This is a genomic window from Kitasatospora sp. NPDC059973 (genome assembly GCF_042737525.1).
Classification (GTDB): Bacteria; Actinomycetota; Actinomycetes; order Streptomycetales; family Streptomycetaceae; genus Kitasatospora.
On the sequence record NZ_JBHWUI010000182.1, the window covers coordinates 1 to 15,614 of the forward strand.

A 15,614-nucleotide genomic window follows, 5' to 3' on the forward strand; every position below is an offset into this window, starting at 1 on the left:
CGCTCGGGGGGGGGGCGCGCCCGCCGCCCCCGCCCCCCCCCTCCGCGCGGCAGCGTTCCGCCGCTGCCACGGTTCCCGGTCCGGCCCGCGGGTTACTCCGGCTCGACCTCCGCGGCCTTGACGAAGGCCGCGGCCACGACCGGTGCCACCAGGTCGACCTGCCACTGCCGGGCGCCCAGCCGGCGCAGCGCGGCGGCCACGCCGACCGCGCTCGGGTCGGCCGGCGGCTCCCAGGAGACCCGGCGGACGAGGTCCGGCGTGATCAGGTTCTCGGCCGGCAGGTTGCGCGCCTCGGCCAGCTCGCTCACCGCGGCCCGGGCCCCGGACAGCCGGGCGGCCGCGACCGGGTCCTTCTCGGCCCAGGCGCGCGGCGGCGGCGGGCCGTCGTGCGGGGCGGCGGCCGGCGGCAGCTGGTTCTCCGGGACCTCCCGGCCCCGCTGGACGGCGGCCAGCCACTGCTCCAGCTGGCGGCGGTGGACCCGCGGCCCGAAGCCCTGGACGGCCTGCAGGGCGGCGATGTTCAGCGGCATGGCCAGCGCGGCGTTGACGATCGCCGCGTCCGAGAGCACCCGGCCGGGCGAGACGTCGCGCTCCTGCGCCAGCCGGTCCCGGGTCAGCCAGAGCTCGCGCACCACGGCGAGCTGGCGGCGCCGGCGGACCTTGTGCAGCTGCGAGGTGCGGCGCCACGGGTCGGTGCGCGGGGCCGGGCGGGGTGCGGCGGCGATCGCCGCGAACTCCTCCAGCGCCCAGCCGAGCTTGCCCTGGGCGTCCAGCTCCTGTTCGAGTGCGTCCCGCAGCTCGACCAGCACCTCGACGTCCAGAGCGGCGTAGCGCAGCCACGGCTCGGGCAGCGGGCGGGTGGACCAGTCGACGGCGGAGTGCTCCTTGGCCAGGCTCAGCCCGAGCACGCTCTCGGTCATCGGTCCGAGGCCGACCCGGGCGAAGCCGGCGATCCGTCCGGCCAGCTCGGTGTCGAAGAGCCGCTGCGGCCGCATCCCGACCTCGGCCAGGCAGGGCAGGTCCTGGGTGGCGGCGTGCACCACCCATTCGGTGTCCGCGAGGGCGGCGCCGAGCCCGCTGAGGTCGGGGCAGGCGATCGGGTCGATCAGCGCGGTGCCGGCGCCCGCGCGGCGCAGCTGGATGAGGTACGCCCGTTGGCCGTAGCGGTAGCCGGAGGCTCGCTCGGCGTCCACGGCGACCGGTCCGGTGCCCGCTGCGAAGGCGGCGACGGTGGCGGCCAGCGCCTCCTCGTCCGCCACGACTGGCGGGATCCCCTCCTTCGGTTCGAGGAGCGGGACCGGGGCTGCTTCTTCTTGGGTGGCTGCTACGGCGTCGGTCACTCACCAAGGGTACGACGGACCTCGGGGCCAGGAGTGTTGTCGGACTGGTCAGACCGGGTTCGTGACTATGCCACCGGGCGGCCTGCGCCGTCCCCGCTCCCGTGGTCCGGGACCGGGGGCGGTCCGGAGCGGCCGCGGGGGTCGCGGTGACGCCGCCGCGGGGCCGTCCGGACGCCGCTGCGGCGGTCCTGGAGGAAACGTTCCTCCAGGACCGCCGCAGCGGCCCACCGATCGCTCAGTGGATGATGCCGGTGCGCAGCGCGACGGCGACCATCCCGGCCCGGTCACCGGTGCCCAGCTTGCGGGCGATCCGGGCCAGGTGGCTCTTCACGGTGAGCGCGGACAGGCCCATCGCGACGCCGATGGCCTTGTTGGACTGGCCCTCGGCGACCAGCCGCAGCACCTCGACCTCACGGCCGGAGAGCTCGCGGTAGGCGGACTGCTGGGTACCCGGCGCGCCGGGCGCACCGGGAGCTCCGGGGGCGCCCGGCGCACCGGCGGCACCGGGCATCCCCGGCATGCCGGGGCGGCGCATCCGGCCGGCCAGACCACCCGCGCCGAGCGGCAGGCCGGGGCGACCCGGCATGGCCACGTTGGTGCGGGTACCGGTGACCACGTAGCCCTTGACGCCGCCGGCCAGCGCACTGCGGACCGCGCCGATGTCGTCGGCGGCGGAGAGCGCGAGGCCGTTGGGCCAGCCCGCGGCGCGGGTCTCGGCCAGGATGGTCAGCCCGGAGCCGTCCGGGAGGTGGACGTCGGCGACGCAGATGTCGCGCGGGGTGGAGACCCGGGGGCGGGCCTCGGCGATCGAGGACACCTCGATCACGTCCCGGACGCCGAGCGCCCAGAGGTGGCGGGTGACGGTGTTTCGGACACGGGGGTCAGCGATGACCACCATGGCGGTGGGCTTGGTCGGCCGGTAGGCGACCACGTTTGCGGGGTGCTCAAGAAGGACCGACACCAGGCCTCCTGCGGGGAGTGGCGGACGGAACCCCGATGGGGCGGTCGGAGTGTTCCGCGTTTGGAAAGGGTCACAGTCTGCTTCGGCAGCTACCGTGCCCGGCTTTAGCGAAAGATCACGATCTAGTGAGTAACAATACGGACAAATCGCGCAGGTGACTGATACGACATGCCTGGAATTCGTACAAAATCGATCAGAGTCGTCATGAATCGGTCACGTCAGGCACCATGTCAGGCCGGACAAATTGCCGCAGAGCGGGTCCGAAGCCACACTCCGTCAGCCCTGGGGGTGGCGCTGGGTCCGGTACCGCCGCCGGCGGCCGCGGACCACCCGTCAGTGCGAGCGCGGGCGCCGGCGGGCGGGCATCGGGACCACCCCACCGAGTGACGGCACGTCGACGGCCGGCTGCGGCGCGGGCGCGACCGGGGGCAGACCGGCGCTGATGCAGAGCAGGTCCCCCCAGGCGGCCAGGTGCCGCTCGAAGCGGCCGTCGGCCGGCGTCCAGGAGGCCCGGATCTCGATCTCGGTGGACGACTCGCGGTCCGCCAGGGCGCCGAAGTACTGCGAGGCGCACCTGGTCACCGTCCCGGACGGCTCCGCGTACCCGGCGCCGTGCGCCTGCAGCGCGTCCATCAGCCAGGCCCAGCCGACCTCGGAGAGCATCGGGTCGCCGGCCATCTCCGGCTCCAGCTCGGCCCGGGTCATGGTCACCACGCGGAAGTCCCCGTTCCAGGCCTCCTGCCCGGCCGGGTCGTACAGCAGCACCAGCCGGCCGTCGGCCAGCTCGTCGCCGTCCACCTCCACCGAGGCGGTCAGGGCGAACGCGTGGGGGGCGAGCCGGCGCGGCGCCGGGGCGGGGGAGAGTTCGAGCTCGGGGCGCAGCCGCGCCGCCGTCAGAGCCTCGACCGCGGCCCGGAACTCGCTCGGCGCCGCCTCCCGACCCGTTCCGCCACCTGTTCCGCCACCCTGTGCGGGGTGCCCGCCGACCGCTGCCATGCCCCGAAGACTAGGTCGAAGGCCGGGGTAATCGCCGCAACTTCTGCCCGCGCGGCGTGCCGGGACGGCAAACCGACCAGATCTTGGAGGAACCGACGAGCCCGGGCGGGGAGCCGGGTCCGGGGCGCGTGCGAAGATTTGAACCGTGAGCGAGACAACGGCAGACACCACGGCAGTCACTCAGGCAGGCACCCCCACCGGTCAGCAGCCCTCCGTGCGACGCGGCGCCGCGCACGACTCCGCGTTCCTGCGGGCCTGCCGGCACGAGCCGGTGCCCCACACCCCGGTGTGGTTCATGCGCCAGGCCGGCCGCTCGCTGCCCGAGTACCTGAAGGTCCGCGAGGGCATCCCGATGCTGGACTCCTGCATGCGGCCCGAGCTGGTCAAGGAGATCACCCTGCAGCCGGTCCGCCGGCACAAGGTCGACGCGGCGATCTTCTTCAGCGACATCGTGGTGCCGCTCAAGGCCGTCGGCATCGACGTCGACATCAAGCCCGGCATCGGCCCGGTGATCGCCGACCCGATCCGCACCGCCGAGGACCTCAAGCGGCTGCGCCCGCTGGAGCCGGACGACGTCCCCTACATCACCGAGGCGGTCGGCCTGCTCGTCGACGAGCTCGGCGGCACCCCGCTGATCGGCTTCGCCGGCGCGCCCTACACCCTCGCCAGCTACCTGATCGAGGGCGGGCCGTCCAAGAACCACGAGAACACCAAGGCCATGATGTACGGGCAGCCCGAGCTGTGGGCCGCCCTGCTCGACCGGCTGGCCGACATCACCTCCGCCTTCCTGAAGGTGCAGATCGAGGCCGGCGCCTCCGCCGTGCAGCTCTTCGACTCCTGGGTGGGCGCGCTCGCCCCCGACGACTACCGCCGCTCGGTGATGCCGTCCAGCACCAAGGTCTTCGACGCGGTCGCCGGGTACGGCGTGCCGCGGATCCACTTCGGCGTCGGCACCGGTGAGCTGCTCGGTCTGATGGGTCAGGCCGGCGCGGACATCGTCGGCGTGGACTGGCGGGTGCCGCTGAACGTCGCCGCCGAGCGGGTCGGCCCCGGCAAGGGGCTCCAGGGCAACCTGGACCCGGCCGTCCTCTTCGCGCCCACCAAGGCGGTCGAGACCAAGGCCCGCGAGGTGCTGCACGCCGCCCAGGCGCTCGGTACCAGCGGCCACATCTTCAACCTCGGCCACGGCGTGCTGCCCAGCATGGACCCGGACGCGCTCAGCCGGCTGGTCGCCTTCGTGCACGAGGCCAGCGCGCGCTGACCGACCGCGTGGCGGGTCCCCGGGTGTCGGGGGCCCGCCACCGTCGTGCTCAGGCCTCCCGCCGCTGCGCCTCCTCCTCGTTCGCCGTCTCCCCGCTCTGCCCGCCGTCCGCGAGATGACGGTCAAGCTGGACCGACGCAACCGTCCGGAGCCGGATCTGCTGGCCGTCAGCGCGGAGTTCGACCCTGACCGCACCTGGTTCGCCCCGGAGCAGGTGTCGCTCGTCGTCGAGGTCGTCTCGCCCGAGTCGGCCCATCGGGACCGCGTGGTCAAGGTCCGCAAGTACGCCGAGGCCGGGATCCCCCACTACTGGGTGGTCGAGGAGGAGAACGGCCTGCCGGTGGTGCACGTCTTCGAGCTCGAAGCCAGTACCTCCTCCTACGCGCCGGCCGGGATCTTCCGGGGGCGGTTGCGGCGGCCGGTGCCGTTCGCCGTCGATCTCGACCTCGACGGTCTCGTGCCTGTCCGGAAGCGGGCGGATTGAGGCATTGATGTAAGGACCTGCGAGACTGCGGGGCATGTCGCAAGCACAGGTCGTCGTGATCGGTGGCGGTATCGCGGGGCTGGCCGCGGCCGCTTTTCTCAGCGGGGCGGCCGGCGGGGCCGCGCGGGCGCGGGTGACGCTGCTGGAGGCGTCCGACCGGCTCGGCGGGAAGCTGTACGGGGGAGAGGTCGGCGGGGTCCGGGTGGACCTCGGGGCCGAGTCGATGCTGGCGCGGCGGCCGGAGGCGGTCGAGCTTGCGCGGGCGGTCGGGCTGGGCGGCGAACTGGAGCCGCCCACCACCGCCAAGGCCGCGATCTGGACCAGGGGCGCGCTGCGGCCGCTGCCCGGCGGCCAGGTGATGGGCGTCCCCGGTGACCTGGTGGCGCTCGCCGCCTCCGGGGTGCTCAGTGCCGAGGGCCTGGAGCGGGCCCGGCACGAGGGCGCCACCGAGGTCGGGGACGATGTCGCGATCGGGCGGTACGTCGCGGACCGGCTCGGGCGCGAGGTGGTCGACCGGCTGGTCGAACCGCTGCTCGGCGGCGTCTACGCCGGGCACGCCGACGAGATCTCGCTGCGCGCCGCGGTGCCGCAGCTGCTGGAGGTCGCGCGCGGCGGGGGCTCGCTGGTCGAGGGCGTGCACGAGCTCGCCAACCGGCCGCGCACCGTCGGCACTCCCGTCTTCCAGGGCCTGCGCGGCGGTCTCGGGACGCTGCCCGAGGCGGTCGCCGCGGCCTGCGCCCGGGCCGGTGCCGAGCTGCGCACCCGTACCGCGGTGGAGGGGCTGCACCGGACCCCGGGGGGCTGGCGGGTGGTGACCGCCGGGGGCGGGGCGCTGGAGGCGGACGCCGTGGTGCTCGCGGTGCCCGCGCCCGCCGCCGCCCGGCTGCTGCGCGCGGACGCGCCGGGGGCCGCCGTCGAGCTGGACGCCGTCGAGTACGCGGGGATGGCTCTGGTCACCCTGGCGTTCCGGCGGGCCGAGCTGCCCACGCCGCCGGCCGGCAGCGGTTTCCTGGTGCCGCCGGTGGACGGCCGCCGGATCAAGGCGTCCACCTTCTCCTCCAACAAGTGGGGCTGGCTGGCGCGTTCGGCCCCCGACAGCTTCGTGCTGCGCACCTCGCTCGGCCGGCTGCGCGAGGAGCAGCCGCTGGAGCTGTCGGACGAGGAGCTGGTGGCGCGGTCGCTGGCCGACCTGGGCGAGGCGATCGGTCTGACCGCCCGCCCGTACGACACCGCGGTGACCCGCTGGCGGGCCGGCCTGCCGCAGTACCCCGTCGGCCACCTCGACCGGGTGGCCCGGATCCGGACCGCGGTCGGCCGGGTGGGCGGGCTGGCCGTCTGCGGCGCGGCCTACGACGGCGTGGGCATCCCGGCCTGCGTCGCGAGCGCGCGGGCGGCCGTCGCCGCGCTCGACGAACTGTTGACCCCGGCGACCGGGGAGAACGTCACGGAGAGGACAATGGGCGCATGACTGAGACCGTTGAGCAGCAGCCGGAGCAGCAGCCCGAGAAGAAGAAGGCGCGCGACCTGAACCAGGTCATCCGCTACACCATGTGGTCGGTGTTCAAGCTCAAGGGCGAGCTGCCCGAGGACCGCACCGCGCTGGCCGCCGAGGTCGACGAGCTGTTCGCGCAGCTCGCCGCGAAGGACGTCACCGTGCGCGGCACCTACGACGTCTCCGGTCTGCGGGCGGACGCCGACATCCTGGTCTGGTGGCACGCGGCGGACTCCGACGACCTCCAGGAGGCGTACAACCGCTTCCGCCGCACCGGCCTCGGCCGGGTGCTGGAGCCGGTCTGGTCCAACATGGCGCTGCACCGCCCGGCCGAGTTCAACAAGTCGCACATCCCGGCCTTCCTGGCCGACGAGCGCGCGCGCGACTACGTCTGCGTCTACCCCTTCGTCCGCTCCTACGAGTGGTACCTGCTGCCGGACGCCGAGCGGCGCGCGATGCTCGCCGAGCACGGCCAGATGGCGCGCGGCTACCCGGACGTGCGGGCCAACACGGTCGCCTCGTTCGCGCTCGGCGACTACGAGTGGCTGCTCGCCTTCGAGGCGGACGAGCTGCACCGGATCGTCGACCTGATGCGCGACCTGCGCCCCTCCCGGGCCCGGCTGCACGTCCGCGAGGAGGTCCCCTTCTACACGGGCCGCCGCAAGCCGGTCAGCGAGCTGCTCAACGGCCTGGTCTGACGCCTCCGCCCGAGGGGCCGGCCGTTCCCGTCGAGGGGAGCGGCCGGCCCCTCGGCCGTCGGCGGGTCAGCTCCGGTGCGGGCGCAGGGCCGCGCGGAGGCGGGCGTCCGGCAGCGCGACGGAGCCGATCATCGCGACGGCGGTGAGCAGCTCGCGCTCGTCGTCGTCGGTGAGGCCGTGCTGGCGGGGCGGCCGGACCTCGCGCAGCACCTCCTGGCCGACCGGGGAGGCCCAGCGGGTGTAGGGGTAGACGTCGACCCGGGCCATCAGCAGCGTGCCCGCGGTCAGCACCAGCGGCAGGGAGAACCAGGCCAGCGGTGCCAGCGCGTCACCGCCGGAGAAGCCGCCGACCGCCAGCGCGGCCGCCAGCAGCACCAGCGTGAGCAGCATCGCCTGCCGGACCTGGCGGATCACCAGGACGGTCTGCCGCTGCACCGGCGCCGGGGTGGCCAGACCGGCCAGTGCGAGGCGGCCGCCGATCTCCAGCACGGTCGGGTGGACGGACATCACCCGGCGCAGGTCGTCCGTCCGGCACTGGCCCCCGGGCCCGACGGCGGCGACCACCGCCCGCTCCAGGCGGCTGCGGCCCCTGGGGTCGACGACGGTGGTCCAGCCGGTGTGGGCGAGGTGCAGCCGGCCCCGGGAGGCCATCAGGACCAGGGCCAGTTCGACCACCCGGTCCGGGCCGCCCGCCAGGTAGGCCGTCTCGTACAGGCCGATGCCGACCGCCTCGGGCGGCCGGGGCCCCTCCTGTCCGGCGAGCGCGTCGGCGGTGGCGGTCATCCGGACCAGCCGGATGCAGGAGAGCACCGCGCTGACGCAGGCCGGGATCAGGAAGAGCAACCACATGGGCCCGTTGTAGACCTGCCCCCGCTCCGGGCGGAACGCCTTTCCGGTGCGCGATATCGAACTGTGACTCGGGAGGGCGGTGGGCCTCAGGATCCGCAGCTGCTCCCGCCGCCGCAGCTGGAGGAGGATCCGCAGCTGCTGGAGCTGCCGCCGCAGCTCGACGACGAGGAACCGCAGCTCGACGAGGAGGAGCCGCAACCGCTTCCGCCGCAGCTCGACCCGGACGAGCCCGAGCCCGAATCGGAGCCGCTGCCGCACCAGGTGACGCCGCCGCAGGAAGTGCCGGAGGAGCACGAGGTGGAGGTGGAGGACGAGGAACCGCCCGTCGCCGCGGCCTTGGCGGTCGCCAGGTCGGCCGCCGCCGCGGCGAGCATCGCCTCCTGGAGCTCCGCGTCGTCCAGCCCGGAGGCGGCCAGCCCGCTGAGCGCGACCGCACCGAGCAGGACGCCGCCGGCCGCCCGCGGTGCCAGGCCGGCATTGGGCTTCCACGGCTTGCCGACGGACATCAGGGCGAGCTGACGGCGGCCGGCCGGGGTGATCCGCCCCTTGAACGGCCAGGTCACCAGCAGCGACACCAGACCGAAGCCCACCAGCACGGACGGGAGCCAGAGGACGGGGCGGTCCACCTCCCCGTGGTCGACCGCGTGGGCGACCACGGTGGTCACCACCACGCTCAGCAGGGCGAGCCAGAGCAGCCGACGGGCCACCTTGGCCCGGTGCATCAGGGCGGGGTTGCGCAGCAGCCCGCGGTTGGCGAGCCCGTCGCCGAGCTGCTGGACGGCGGGGGCGCGCATCACCGCGCGCCGCAGCGGGGCGAGCTCCCGCTGCCCGGTCGGCCCGACCGCCTCGATGATCGCCTCGTCGACGGCGTCGTAGGCCTTCCGGGTGGTCAGCGTGACCAGGCCGGCCCGGTTGACGACGACGCGGCCGGCCTGGTGCATCCGGACCAGGGCGGTGTCGAAGACCCGGCCGGGGCCGCCGGAGAGGAACGCGGTGTCCAGCAGCGGCAGTCCGCGGCCGGGCAGGCCCTTGACCTGCGGTACCCGCCGGACCCGGCCCTTGGTGTACGAGGCGTACGCCGCGGCCGCGACCAGCAGCAGCGCCGGTACGACGAAGAAGGTGTTGTGCCACATGGGCGGTTCCCCCGGAATGGTGTGGGTGGTTCTGGTTCAGTGCCGCGGGCCGGGCCGCAGGGACCGGCGCAGGCGGGCGAGCGGCCCCTGCGGGCGCTCGGGCGCGGGGCCGTGGAGCCACCGCTCCAGGGCCTGCCGCTGCTCGGGGTCGAGCGTGGGGTCGAGCGCGGTGCCGGGCTCGGTGCCGGGCCGCCCGGCGTCCGGGCGGGTGCCCGGCTCGTCGGTGAGCGCCCACGCGGCGAAGGCGCGGGCGTCGGCGCGGTAGCCGCCGGTCTGCGGGTGCGTCCGCGCGTAGGCGAGGAACAGCGGCCCGTACCGCCGGCCGAGCAGGCGGGGCAGCTCCGGGGCCACCTTGGCGGTGGTGTCCCGGCGCTTGGCGGCCAGACCGGCCGACTGGGCGCGGACCTGAGCCGGGTCGAAGCCGGGCGGGACGGGCCCGCCGGCCACCAGGGCGGCCAGCAGTTCCTCCTGGCGCCGGGCCAGCGCGGCGCGGGCGGCGGTGAGGCCGTGGGCCTCGCCGGTCGGGCCGGTCATCCGGCCCGACCCCCGTCCAGCACGCGGCGGATGGCGTCCAGTTCGGCCGCCAGCTCCGCGGGCGGCGGGAAGTTGGCGTCCCGCTCCAGCAGGACGCCGGGCGGTGCGACCCGGTCGCAGAGTTCGGCCAGCACCTCCAGCACCGGTTCGGTGACGGGGTGGGCGTGGGTGTCGTGCCAGATGCCGTCGATCATGGTGCCACCGGCGACGTGGACGTAGGCCAGCGCCTCCAGCGGCAGGCGGTCCAGTTCGGCGGCGGGGTCCAGACCGAGGTTGACCCGGTTGGTGTGCAGGTTGGCGACGTCGATCAGGAGCCGGACACCGGTGCGCTCGACCAGCTCGGCGAGGAACTGTCCCTCGGTCAGTTCGTCGTCCGGCCAGGCCAGCTGGGCGGCGATGTTCTCCAGGGCCAGCGGCACCGGGAGCCGGTCCTGCGCGATCCGGACGTTCTCGGCGATCACCCTGAGGGCGTCGCGCGAGCGGGGCACCGGCAGCAGGTGCCCGGCCTCCAGGCCACCGGCCCGGACGAACGCCAGGTGCTCGGTCACCAGCGGGGAGCCGAGCGCGCCGGCCGCCTCCGCGAGCCGGTCGAGCCGTGCCGGGTCGGGCCGGTCGGCGCCGCCGAGGCCGAGCGAGACGCCGTGCGGGACCACCGTGACGCCGCGGGCCCGCAGGATCCGCAGCGACTCGGGGAGGTGGTCGGCGCAGACGTTCTCCGCGACCACCTCGACCCAGTCCAGGCCGGGCTGGCGCTCCACGACGGTGTCGATCTCGCCGCGCCAGCCCAGGCCGACGCCGAGCGCGGTGGGCGCGGGACCGGCCGTACCCGCCGGTCGTTCGGTGGCCCTGGTCGGAGCGGCGGGCGTCCTGCGCCGGACGGCAGGAGAGGTCATGGGTTCGCCCCCTTCGGAGGGCTGGGTGGGAAGCCGTCGGCCGACGCGGGCATCGTCGCCAGGGTCGGGCCGGGCCGTGCTGCTGAGGATGTCCCCGGTGGGGGCGGCTGCCAAGCCCCATCCGGTCTTCTCAGAGCATTATTTGAGCTTGTCGACCCGGTGATGAGGGACTTTGGTCCCGTCCCTGTCACCGGCGCCCCGGACGGGGCGGAAATTCGGAGGCGAACCGGTCGGCGGGGCGGTTACGGTACCCGCCCACGACGACGCTGACCGTGCGTGACTTCCGCCCCGCCGACGCCGAGGCCGCCGCGGCCGCCCACCGGGCGGGCCGCGAGCACCTGCTCCTCACCCCCGAGGTCTTCACCTGGCTGAACGCCCGCCGGGCCACGGGGGAGCACTTCCGCACCTTCGTCGCCGAGCTGGACGGCGAGGTGGTCGGCTCGGTCCGGTGCGGTGTGGTCGTCGGCACCACCACCCGGGGCATCGGGTACGCCAACGGCAGTGTGCTGCCGGCCTTCCGGCGCCGCGGGGTCTTCACCGCCCTGCTGGCGGCGGCCGAGCGGCACCTGGCCGGGCACGGCGTGGTCGAGCTGCACAGCTGGGTGGACGAGGAGCCGGCGTCGCGCGCCTTCGCCGTCGCCCGCGGCTTCACCGAGGGGCGGCTGGCCCACTTCGCCGGCCGGGACCTCGCCCGGCCGCTGCCCGCCGTCCCGGCACTGCCGCCCGGGGTCGAGCTGCGCCCGGCCACCGACTGGGCGGACGACCCGTACCCGATCTTCGTGATCGAGGCGGACGCGGCCCTGGACGAGCCGGGCGAGATCGCGATGGACGCCGCCGACTACGAGGCGTTCCTGACGGGGGACTGGGCCCGCCCGGACCTCGACCGCGAGCTGACCGTGGTGGCGGTGGTCGACGGCGAGCCGGCCGCGTTCAGCGCGGTGCAGACGGACGGCGCGGAACGCTACTGGTCGGCGTTCACCGCCTGCCGGCGGGCCTTCCGGGGCCGGGGGCTGAGCAAGCTGGCCAAGACCGAGTCGCTGCACCGGGCCCGGGCGGCCGGCTACCGGTGGGCCTACACCAGCAACGACGCCACCAACGCGCCGATGCTCGCGATCAACGCGTGGCTCGGGTACGAGCGGTGCGCGAGCGAGCGGAAGTTCACCAAGCGGTCCCAGGGGTGACGGGTCGGGAGGGAGCGGCCGGTTTCGGTCGCTCGAAAGAGTGAATCCGGCGCACTTCCCCCGCGCTGCGCCGGGTGGACCGCCGTGTCGGGAGTCCCCGGCGTTCTGTGCGGGCATCACCTCACGGCAGACAGTTCGTGCCCGAGTCTTCCTCGGTGGGGGATGCTATGGAGATCCTGCTTCAGGTCCTGGTCGGGTTCGTTCCGGCCGTGATCGGCTTTCTCGCGGCCCGCTCCCTCGCCCGGACCAGACTGTTCCTGCGGTACGGCTTCCTCCGGGTGCTGCTCGCCCCGTATGGCCGGGTCCAGATCGTCACCCCCAGCATCGAGGCGGCGGCGTTCGCGTTCGCGAAGGACGGCCGCCCGCTGATCAGCCGGGGGCCGAAGAACGTCCTCTTCATGCCGATGGCCGAGGCCCGGGCGATAGCCCAACTCACCGATCTGTTGAGGAAGATCAACCGGAAGGCGACGATAGAACTGGTCACCGCCGGGGCGCAGGACCCGAGGATGCCGACCTTCTCGATCGGCGGACCGAGCGTCAATCCGTACTCGGCGACCGTGCTCGGCGCGGGATTCCCGGACTTCTGCATCGAGTACCCGGACGCGGCCCGGGCCCGCTGGGGCGGAATGACCTTCGAGGCGCAGTACAACGCGGCCGACGAGTTGATCCGGGACCACGGTTTCGTCTTCGTGACCCGGACGTCGCGGCAGGCGCCCTGCGTCGTGCTCTGCGGGGTCTTCGCCTTCGGCTCGGCGATGGCCGTGGAGGCGCTGGCGGCCGCCACCCGGAAGTCGCCGCTGGCGGCGATCTTCCGCGCGGGGGAGAAAGGATTCGTCGCGGTCGAGGGCCGGGTGATCGGTCTGGACACCGTCGATGTGACCGTCGAGGTCTGCCGGTTGCTGCCGGTGGTGTGAGCGGACGGCGCCCCGGGTGCGGCGCCGCCGGCCTTTCCGGCAGCTCGGGGCGGCCTTCCCGTCCTGCCCCTTGAGACGAAGTGGTCCAGACCGCATGGGTGCGAAACGGGACAGGTCGGGAGGGTCTGGGGCGGGAAGTGGCTTGAATCGCCGGTGTTTTGCTTCACTGTCATCACATCATCGGCATAATCGCGCCCATGACGATCAGCCGCGCGAACGTGAGCGCGATTGCCGAGGACCTGTATGTGTGGCTTCCGCCGAAGCGCGGCTGGGGCCTGGCCAACTGCGGGCTGCTCACCTCACCGCGGACGGCGCTCTGGATCGACACGCCCTACGATCCCTCCCTCGCCGCGGAGTTCCTCGCGCAGAGCCGGCAGCGGCTGGCCGACGGGGTGGACATCGACCGGGTGATCGTCACCCACGCCAACGGCGACCACCTCTGGGGCGCCGGGGTGGTGCCCGACGCCGAGGTGATCGCCACCCGGGAGGCGCTGGAGCACATCCACTGGGAGCCGACGCCGAAGCAGCAGCACGCGCTGGTCGCGGGCAGCGACCCGGCCTCGCCGCTCGGCGGCTACCTCCGGGAGCACTTCGGCCCGTTCGACTGGTCGCAGACCGATCCCGTCCACCCGCACACCGTCTTCACCGGTGAACTGGAGCTGCGGGTGGGGGAGTACCCCGTGCGGATCACCGGGCTGCCGGCCGCGCACACCGGCGGCGACCTGCTGGTCCACCTGCCGCACCAGCGGGTGGTGTTCACCGGCGACGTGATCTTCGGCTCGACGCCCGAGCAGCCCGGAGACCACCCCTCGCACTGGGCCGGACCGCTGGAGAACATCATCGGCGCCTGCGAGCAGGCGCTGGCCACCGGCGCCGAACTCTTCGTCCCCGGCCACGGTCCGGTGCTCGACCGGTCCGGCGTGGAGGCCCACATCGGCTACCTCGGGTACGTGCGCGGCCGCGCCCACGCGCTGCACCGCGCCGGGATACCGGCCCTGGACGCGGCCCGGCGGATCATCGCCGAGCAGCGCCACCCCGAACTCGGCCTGCCCGAGCGGCTGGTGCTCACCGTCGCGGCCGAGTACCGGCACCTGGACGGCAGCGCGGTGCCGAACGTCCTGGAGGCGATGGGCCAGGTCGCCCTGGTGGCGCGGGAGCTGGCCCAGGACGCGGGCCGGGTGCCGTCCTCCCGCCCCCGGCGGTTCCCCTCCTCGCCGGCCTGACCACCTGTCGCCGAGGCTCCGCCACCGGCACCTCCCCACCCCTTCGAGCGAGGACTTCCGAGGACTTCGATGACCCAGATCGCGCTGCTGGCCCTCGCGGTGGCCACGGTCGCCGCGCTCGCGGCGGCCGCCGTCCTGGCCCGCGGACGCGCCCGGGCACTCGCCCGGGCCACCGCCGCCGAGGCGGCCACCGTCCACAGCGAGGAGCGCACCCGCACCGCCGAGGGCCGGCTGGCCCGGGTCGAGCAGCAACTGCGCGAGGCCCAGACGGCCGCCCGGCGGGCGGACGAGGAGGCCCGCCGGGTCGAGACCAGGGCGCTCGCCGCCGAGGGCCGGGTCCGCGAGGCCGAGCAGCGCACCGCGGCCGCCGACCACCGCGCGGCCGAGGCGGAGCTGCACGCCCGGGCGGCCGAGGACCGCACCGCGGAGGCCGGCCGGCAGCTCGCGGCCGCCCAGGGGCGGTCGGCCGCCCTGCTGGCCGAGGTCGGCCACCTGGCCGAGGAGCGGGTGGCGGCCGCCGCGCTGCGGCTCAGCCACCCCAACGCGCCGGACACCGGGCCGCTGGACGCGCGGGCCGCCGGTCCCGAGGCGGTGCGCGCCCTCCAGGCCGTGCTGGACGCCTCGGTCGCGGCCGTCACCGGTGAGCGCGAGCGGGTCGACGCCGCCGCCCGGGCCGCGATGCGCGGTGCCACCTCCAAGATCCAGACCCTGCTGTACCAGATCCAGAGCCTGGTCCAGCAGCTCCAGCACGACAACGACGACCCGCGGCTGCTGGAGGTCGACTTCCGCAACGAGGTCGCGCTGCGCCGGATCCAGACCATCGCGGTGCTCTGCGAGGCCTGGCCCGGTCTGGCCCGGACCGACTCGCCGCTGGCCGAGGTGGTGGTCGGGGCGCTCTCCCGGGTGCCCGGCTACGCCCGGATCAAGGTGGCCAACCACCTGCGCGAGAACCGGCTCGCCGTGGTCGCCCGGGCCGCCGAGCCGCTCGCCATCACGATCGCCGAGCTGCTCGCCAACGCCGCGTCGTACTCGCACCCGGAGACCGATGTGCCGGTGACCGTCCAGCAGGGCGGCCGCGGCGCCCTGGTGATCATCGACGACAGCGGCATCGGGATGGAGGAGGACCAGCTGCGCCGGGCCCGCCGGCTGCTGGCCGGTCCCTCGGACGTGCTGCTGACGGAGCTCGGCAACCCGCCGAAGACCGGCTTCGCGGTGGTCGGCAAGCTCGCCCGGCAGTACGGGTTCTCCTGTCACATCGAGCCCTCGCCGTACGGCGGCATGCGGACCATCGTGCGGATCCCGGCCGCCCTGCTGACGGTCGTGGACGAGGAGCAGCCGCTCTCGGTGCTCACCCCGCTGCCGCTGCGGGCGGGCGCCGGCCCGGCTCCCGCGCCCACCGTCCAGGCGGTGCCGACCCCGCGTGCGGGATCCGATGATCCCACCGGGCAGGACGTGCCGGAGTGGCACGACGTGCCGGACCGGCACGACACGCCGACCCGGCACCCGGCGCCGGCCATGCACGTCGTGCCGCCGGTACGGGGGGTGACCGCCGACGACAGCGGTCTGCCGAGCCGGCGCCGGCGCCGACCGCTCGGCCCGCAGGTGCCGGAGGCGGCCCGGCCCTCCGGCGGGGCGGCCGCGCCGGAGGGTGCCGC

The 15,614-nt window shown here is 74.8% G+C and carries 12 protein-coding genes and 2 pseudogenes; 8 read left to right on the forward strand and 6 right to left on the reverse strand.

Annotated features, from left to right (window positions below):
* Positions 1-92: 92 nt before the first annotated feature.
* The 3 genes from ACFWA9_RS33160 to ACFWA9_RS33170 all read right to left on the reverse strand — a co-directional run bounded on the left by ACFWA9_RS33160 (position 93) and on the right by ACFWA9_RS33170 (position 3,297).
* Entirely contained in the window at positions 93-1,340 is a 1,248-nt protein-coding gene (locus ACFWA9_RS33160; protein ID WP_352288091.1) for a ribonuclease D, read from the reverse strand.
* A gap of 235 nt (positions 1,341-1,575) precedes the next feature.
* Positions 1,576-2,301, reverse strand: coding sequence for a response regulator transcription factor (locus ACFWA9_RS33165; protein ID WP_329489982.1), 726 nt, complete (start codon positions 2,299-2,301; stop codon positions 1,576-1,578).
* 333 nt (positions 2,302-2,634) lie between these two features.
* Positions 2,635-3,297, reverse strand: a complete 663-nt coding sequence (locus ACFWA9_RS33170; protein ID WP_329489983.1) for a DUF3000 domain-containing protein — start codon at positions 3,295-3,297, stop codon at positions 2,635-2,637.
* 145 nt (positions 3,298-3,442) lie between these two features.
* Between ACFWA9_RS33170 and hemE the strand changes: the two genes are divergently transcribed.
* The 4 genes and pseudogenes from hemE (at position 3,443) to hemQ (ending at position 7,232) form a co-directional block, all read left to right on the forward strand.
* Complete coding sequence (gene hemE, locus ACFWA9_RS33175) at positions 3,443-4,558, forward strand: uroporphyrinogen decarboxylase (protein ID WP_380392239.1); 1,116 nt, start codon at positions 3,443-3,445, stop codon at positions 4,556-4,558.
* Positions 4,559-4,664: 106 nt separating this feature from the next.
* A pseudogene (locus tag ACFWA9_RS33180) lies at positions 4,665-5,042 on the forward strand (Uma2 family endonuclease); the annotation flags it as partial.
* Positions 5,043-5,076: 34 nt separating this feature from the next.
* Positions 5,077-6,510: a protoporphyrinogen oxidase gene (hemG, locus tag ACFWA9_RS33185; protein WP_380392242.1), complete on the forward strand. Its 1,434-nt coding sequence runs from the start codon at positions 5,077-5,079 to the stop codon at positions 6,508-6,510.
* A complete protein-coding gene (hemQ, locus tag ACFWA9_RS33190; RefSeq protein WP_329489986.1) occupies positions 6,507-7,232 on the forward strand; it encodes a hydrogen peroxide-dependent heme synthase in 726 nt (241 codons plus the stop codon). The genes hemG and hemQ overlap by 4 nt, the downstream gene beginning before the upstream one ends.
* Positions 7,233-7,298: 66 nt before the next feature.
* Here hemQ and ACFWA9_RS33195 read toward each other — a convergent pair whose 3' ends face one another.
* The 3 genes and pseudogenes from ACFWA9_RS33195 to ACFWA9_RS33205 all read right to left on the reverse strand — a co-directional run bounded on the left by ACFWA9_RS33195 (position 7,299) and on the right by ACFWA9_RS33205 (position 10,641).
* Positions 7,299-8,279: a TIGR04222 domain-containing membrane protein gene (locus ACFWA9_RS33195; RefSeq protein ID WP_380392245.1), complete on the reverse strand. Its 981-nt coding sequence runs from the start codon at positions 8,277-8,279 to the stop codon at positions 7,299-7,301.
* Positions 8,168-9,214, reverse strand: a complete 1,047-nt coding sequence (locus tag ACFWA9_RS33200) for a TIGR04222 domain-containing membrane protein (protein ID WP_380392248.1) — start codon at positions 9,212-9,214, stop codon at positions 8,168-8,170. The genes ACFWA9_RS33195 and ACFWA9_RS33200 overlap by 112 nt, the downstream gene beginning before the upstream one ends.
* Positions 9,215-9,250: 36 nt before the next feature.
* A pseudogene (locus tag ACFWA9_RS33205) lies at positions 9,251-10,641 on the reverse strand (DUF692 domain-containing protein).
* 272 nt (positions 10,642-10,913) lie between these two features.
* Here ACFWA9_RS33205 and ACFWA9_RS33210 point away from each other — a divergent pair.
* The 4 genes from ACFWA9_RS33210 to ACFWA9_RS33225 form a co-directional block, all read left to right on the forward strand.
* A complete protein-coding gene (locus ACFWA9_RS33210) occupies positions 10,914-11,822 on the forward strand; it encodes a GNAT family N-acetyltransferase (protein WP_380392251.1) in 909 nt (302 codons plus the stop codon).
* A gap of 167 nt (positions 11,823-11,989) precedes the next feature.
* Positions 11,990-12,736 carry a hypothetical protein gene (locus ACFWA9_RS33215; protein WP_352288106.1) on the forward strand — a complete coding sequence of 249 codons (747 nt, stop codon included), beginning with the start codon at positions 11,990-11,992 and terminating at the stop codon, positions 12,734-12,736.
* A gap of 197 nt (positions 12,737-12,933) precedes the next feature.
* Positions 12,934-13,959 (forward strand): MBL fold metallo-hydrolase, encoded by a 1,026-nt coding sequence (locus ACFWA9_RS33220; protein WP_352288109.1) that lies wholly within the window; start codon positions 12,934-12,936, stop codon positions 13,957-13,959.
* Between the two features lie 69 nt (positions 13,960-14,028).
* A partial coding sequence (locus tag ACFWA9_RS33225; RefSeq protein WP_380392255.1) for an ATP-binding protein occupies positions 14,029-15,614 on the forward strand: 1,586 nt, incomplete at its 3' end.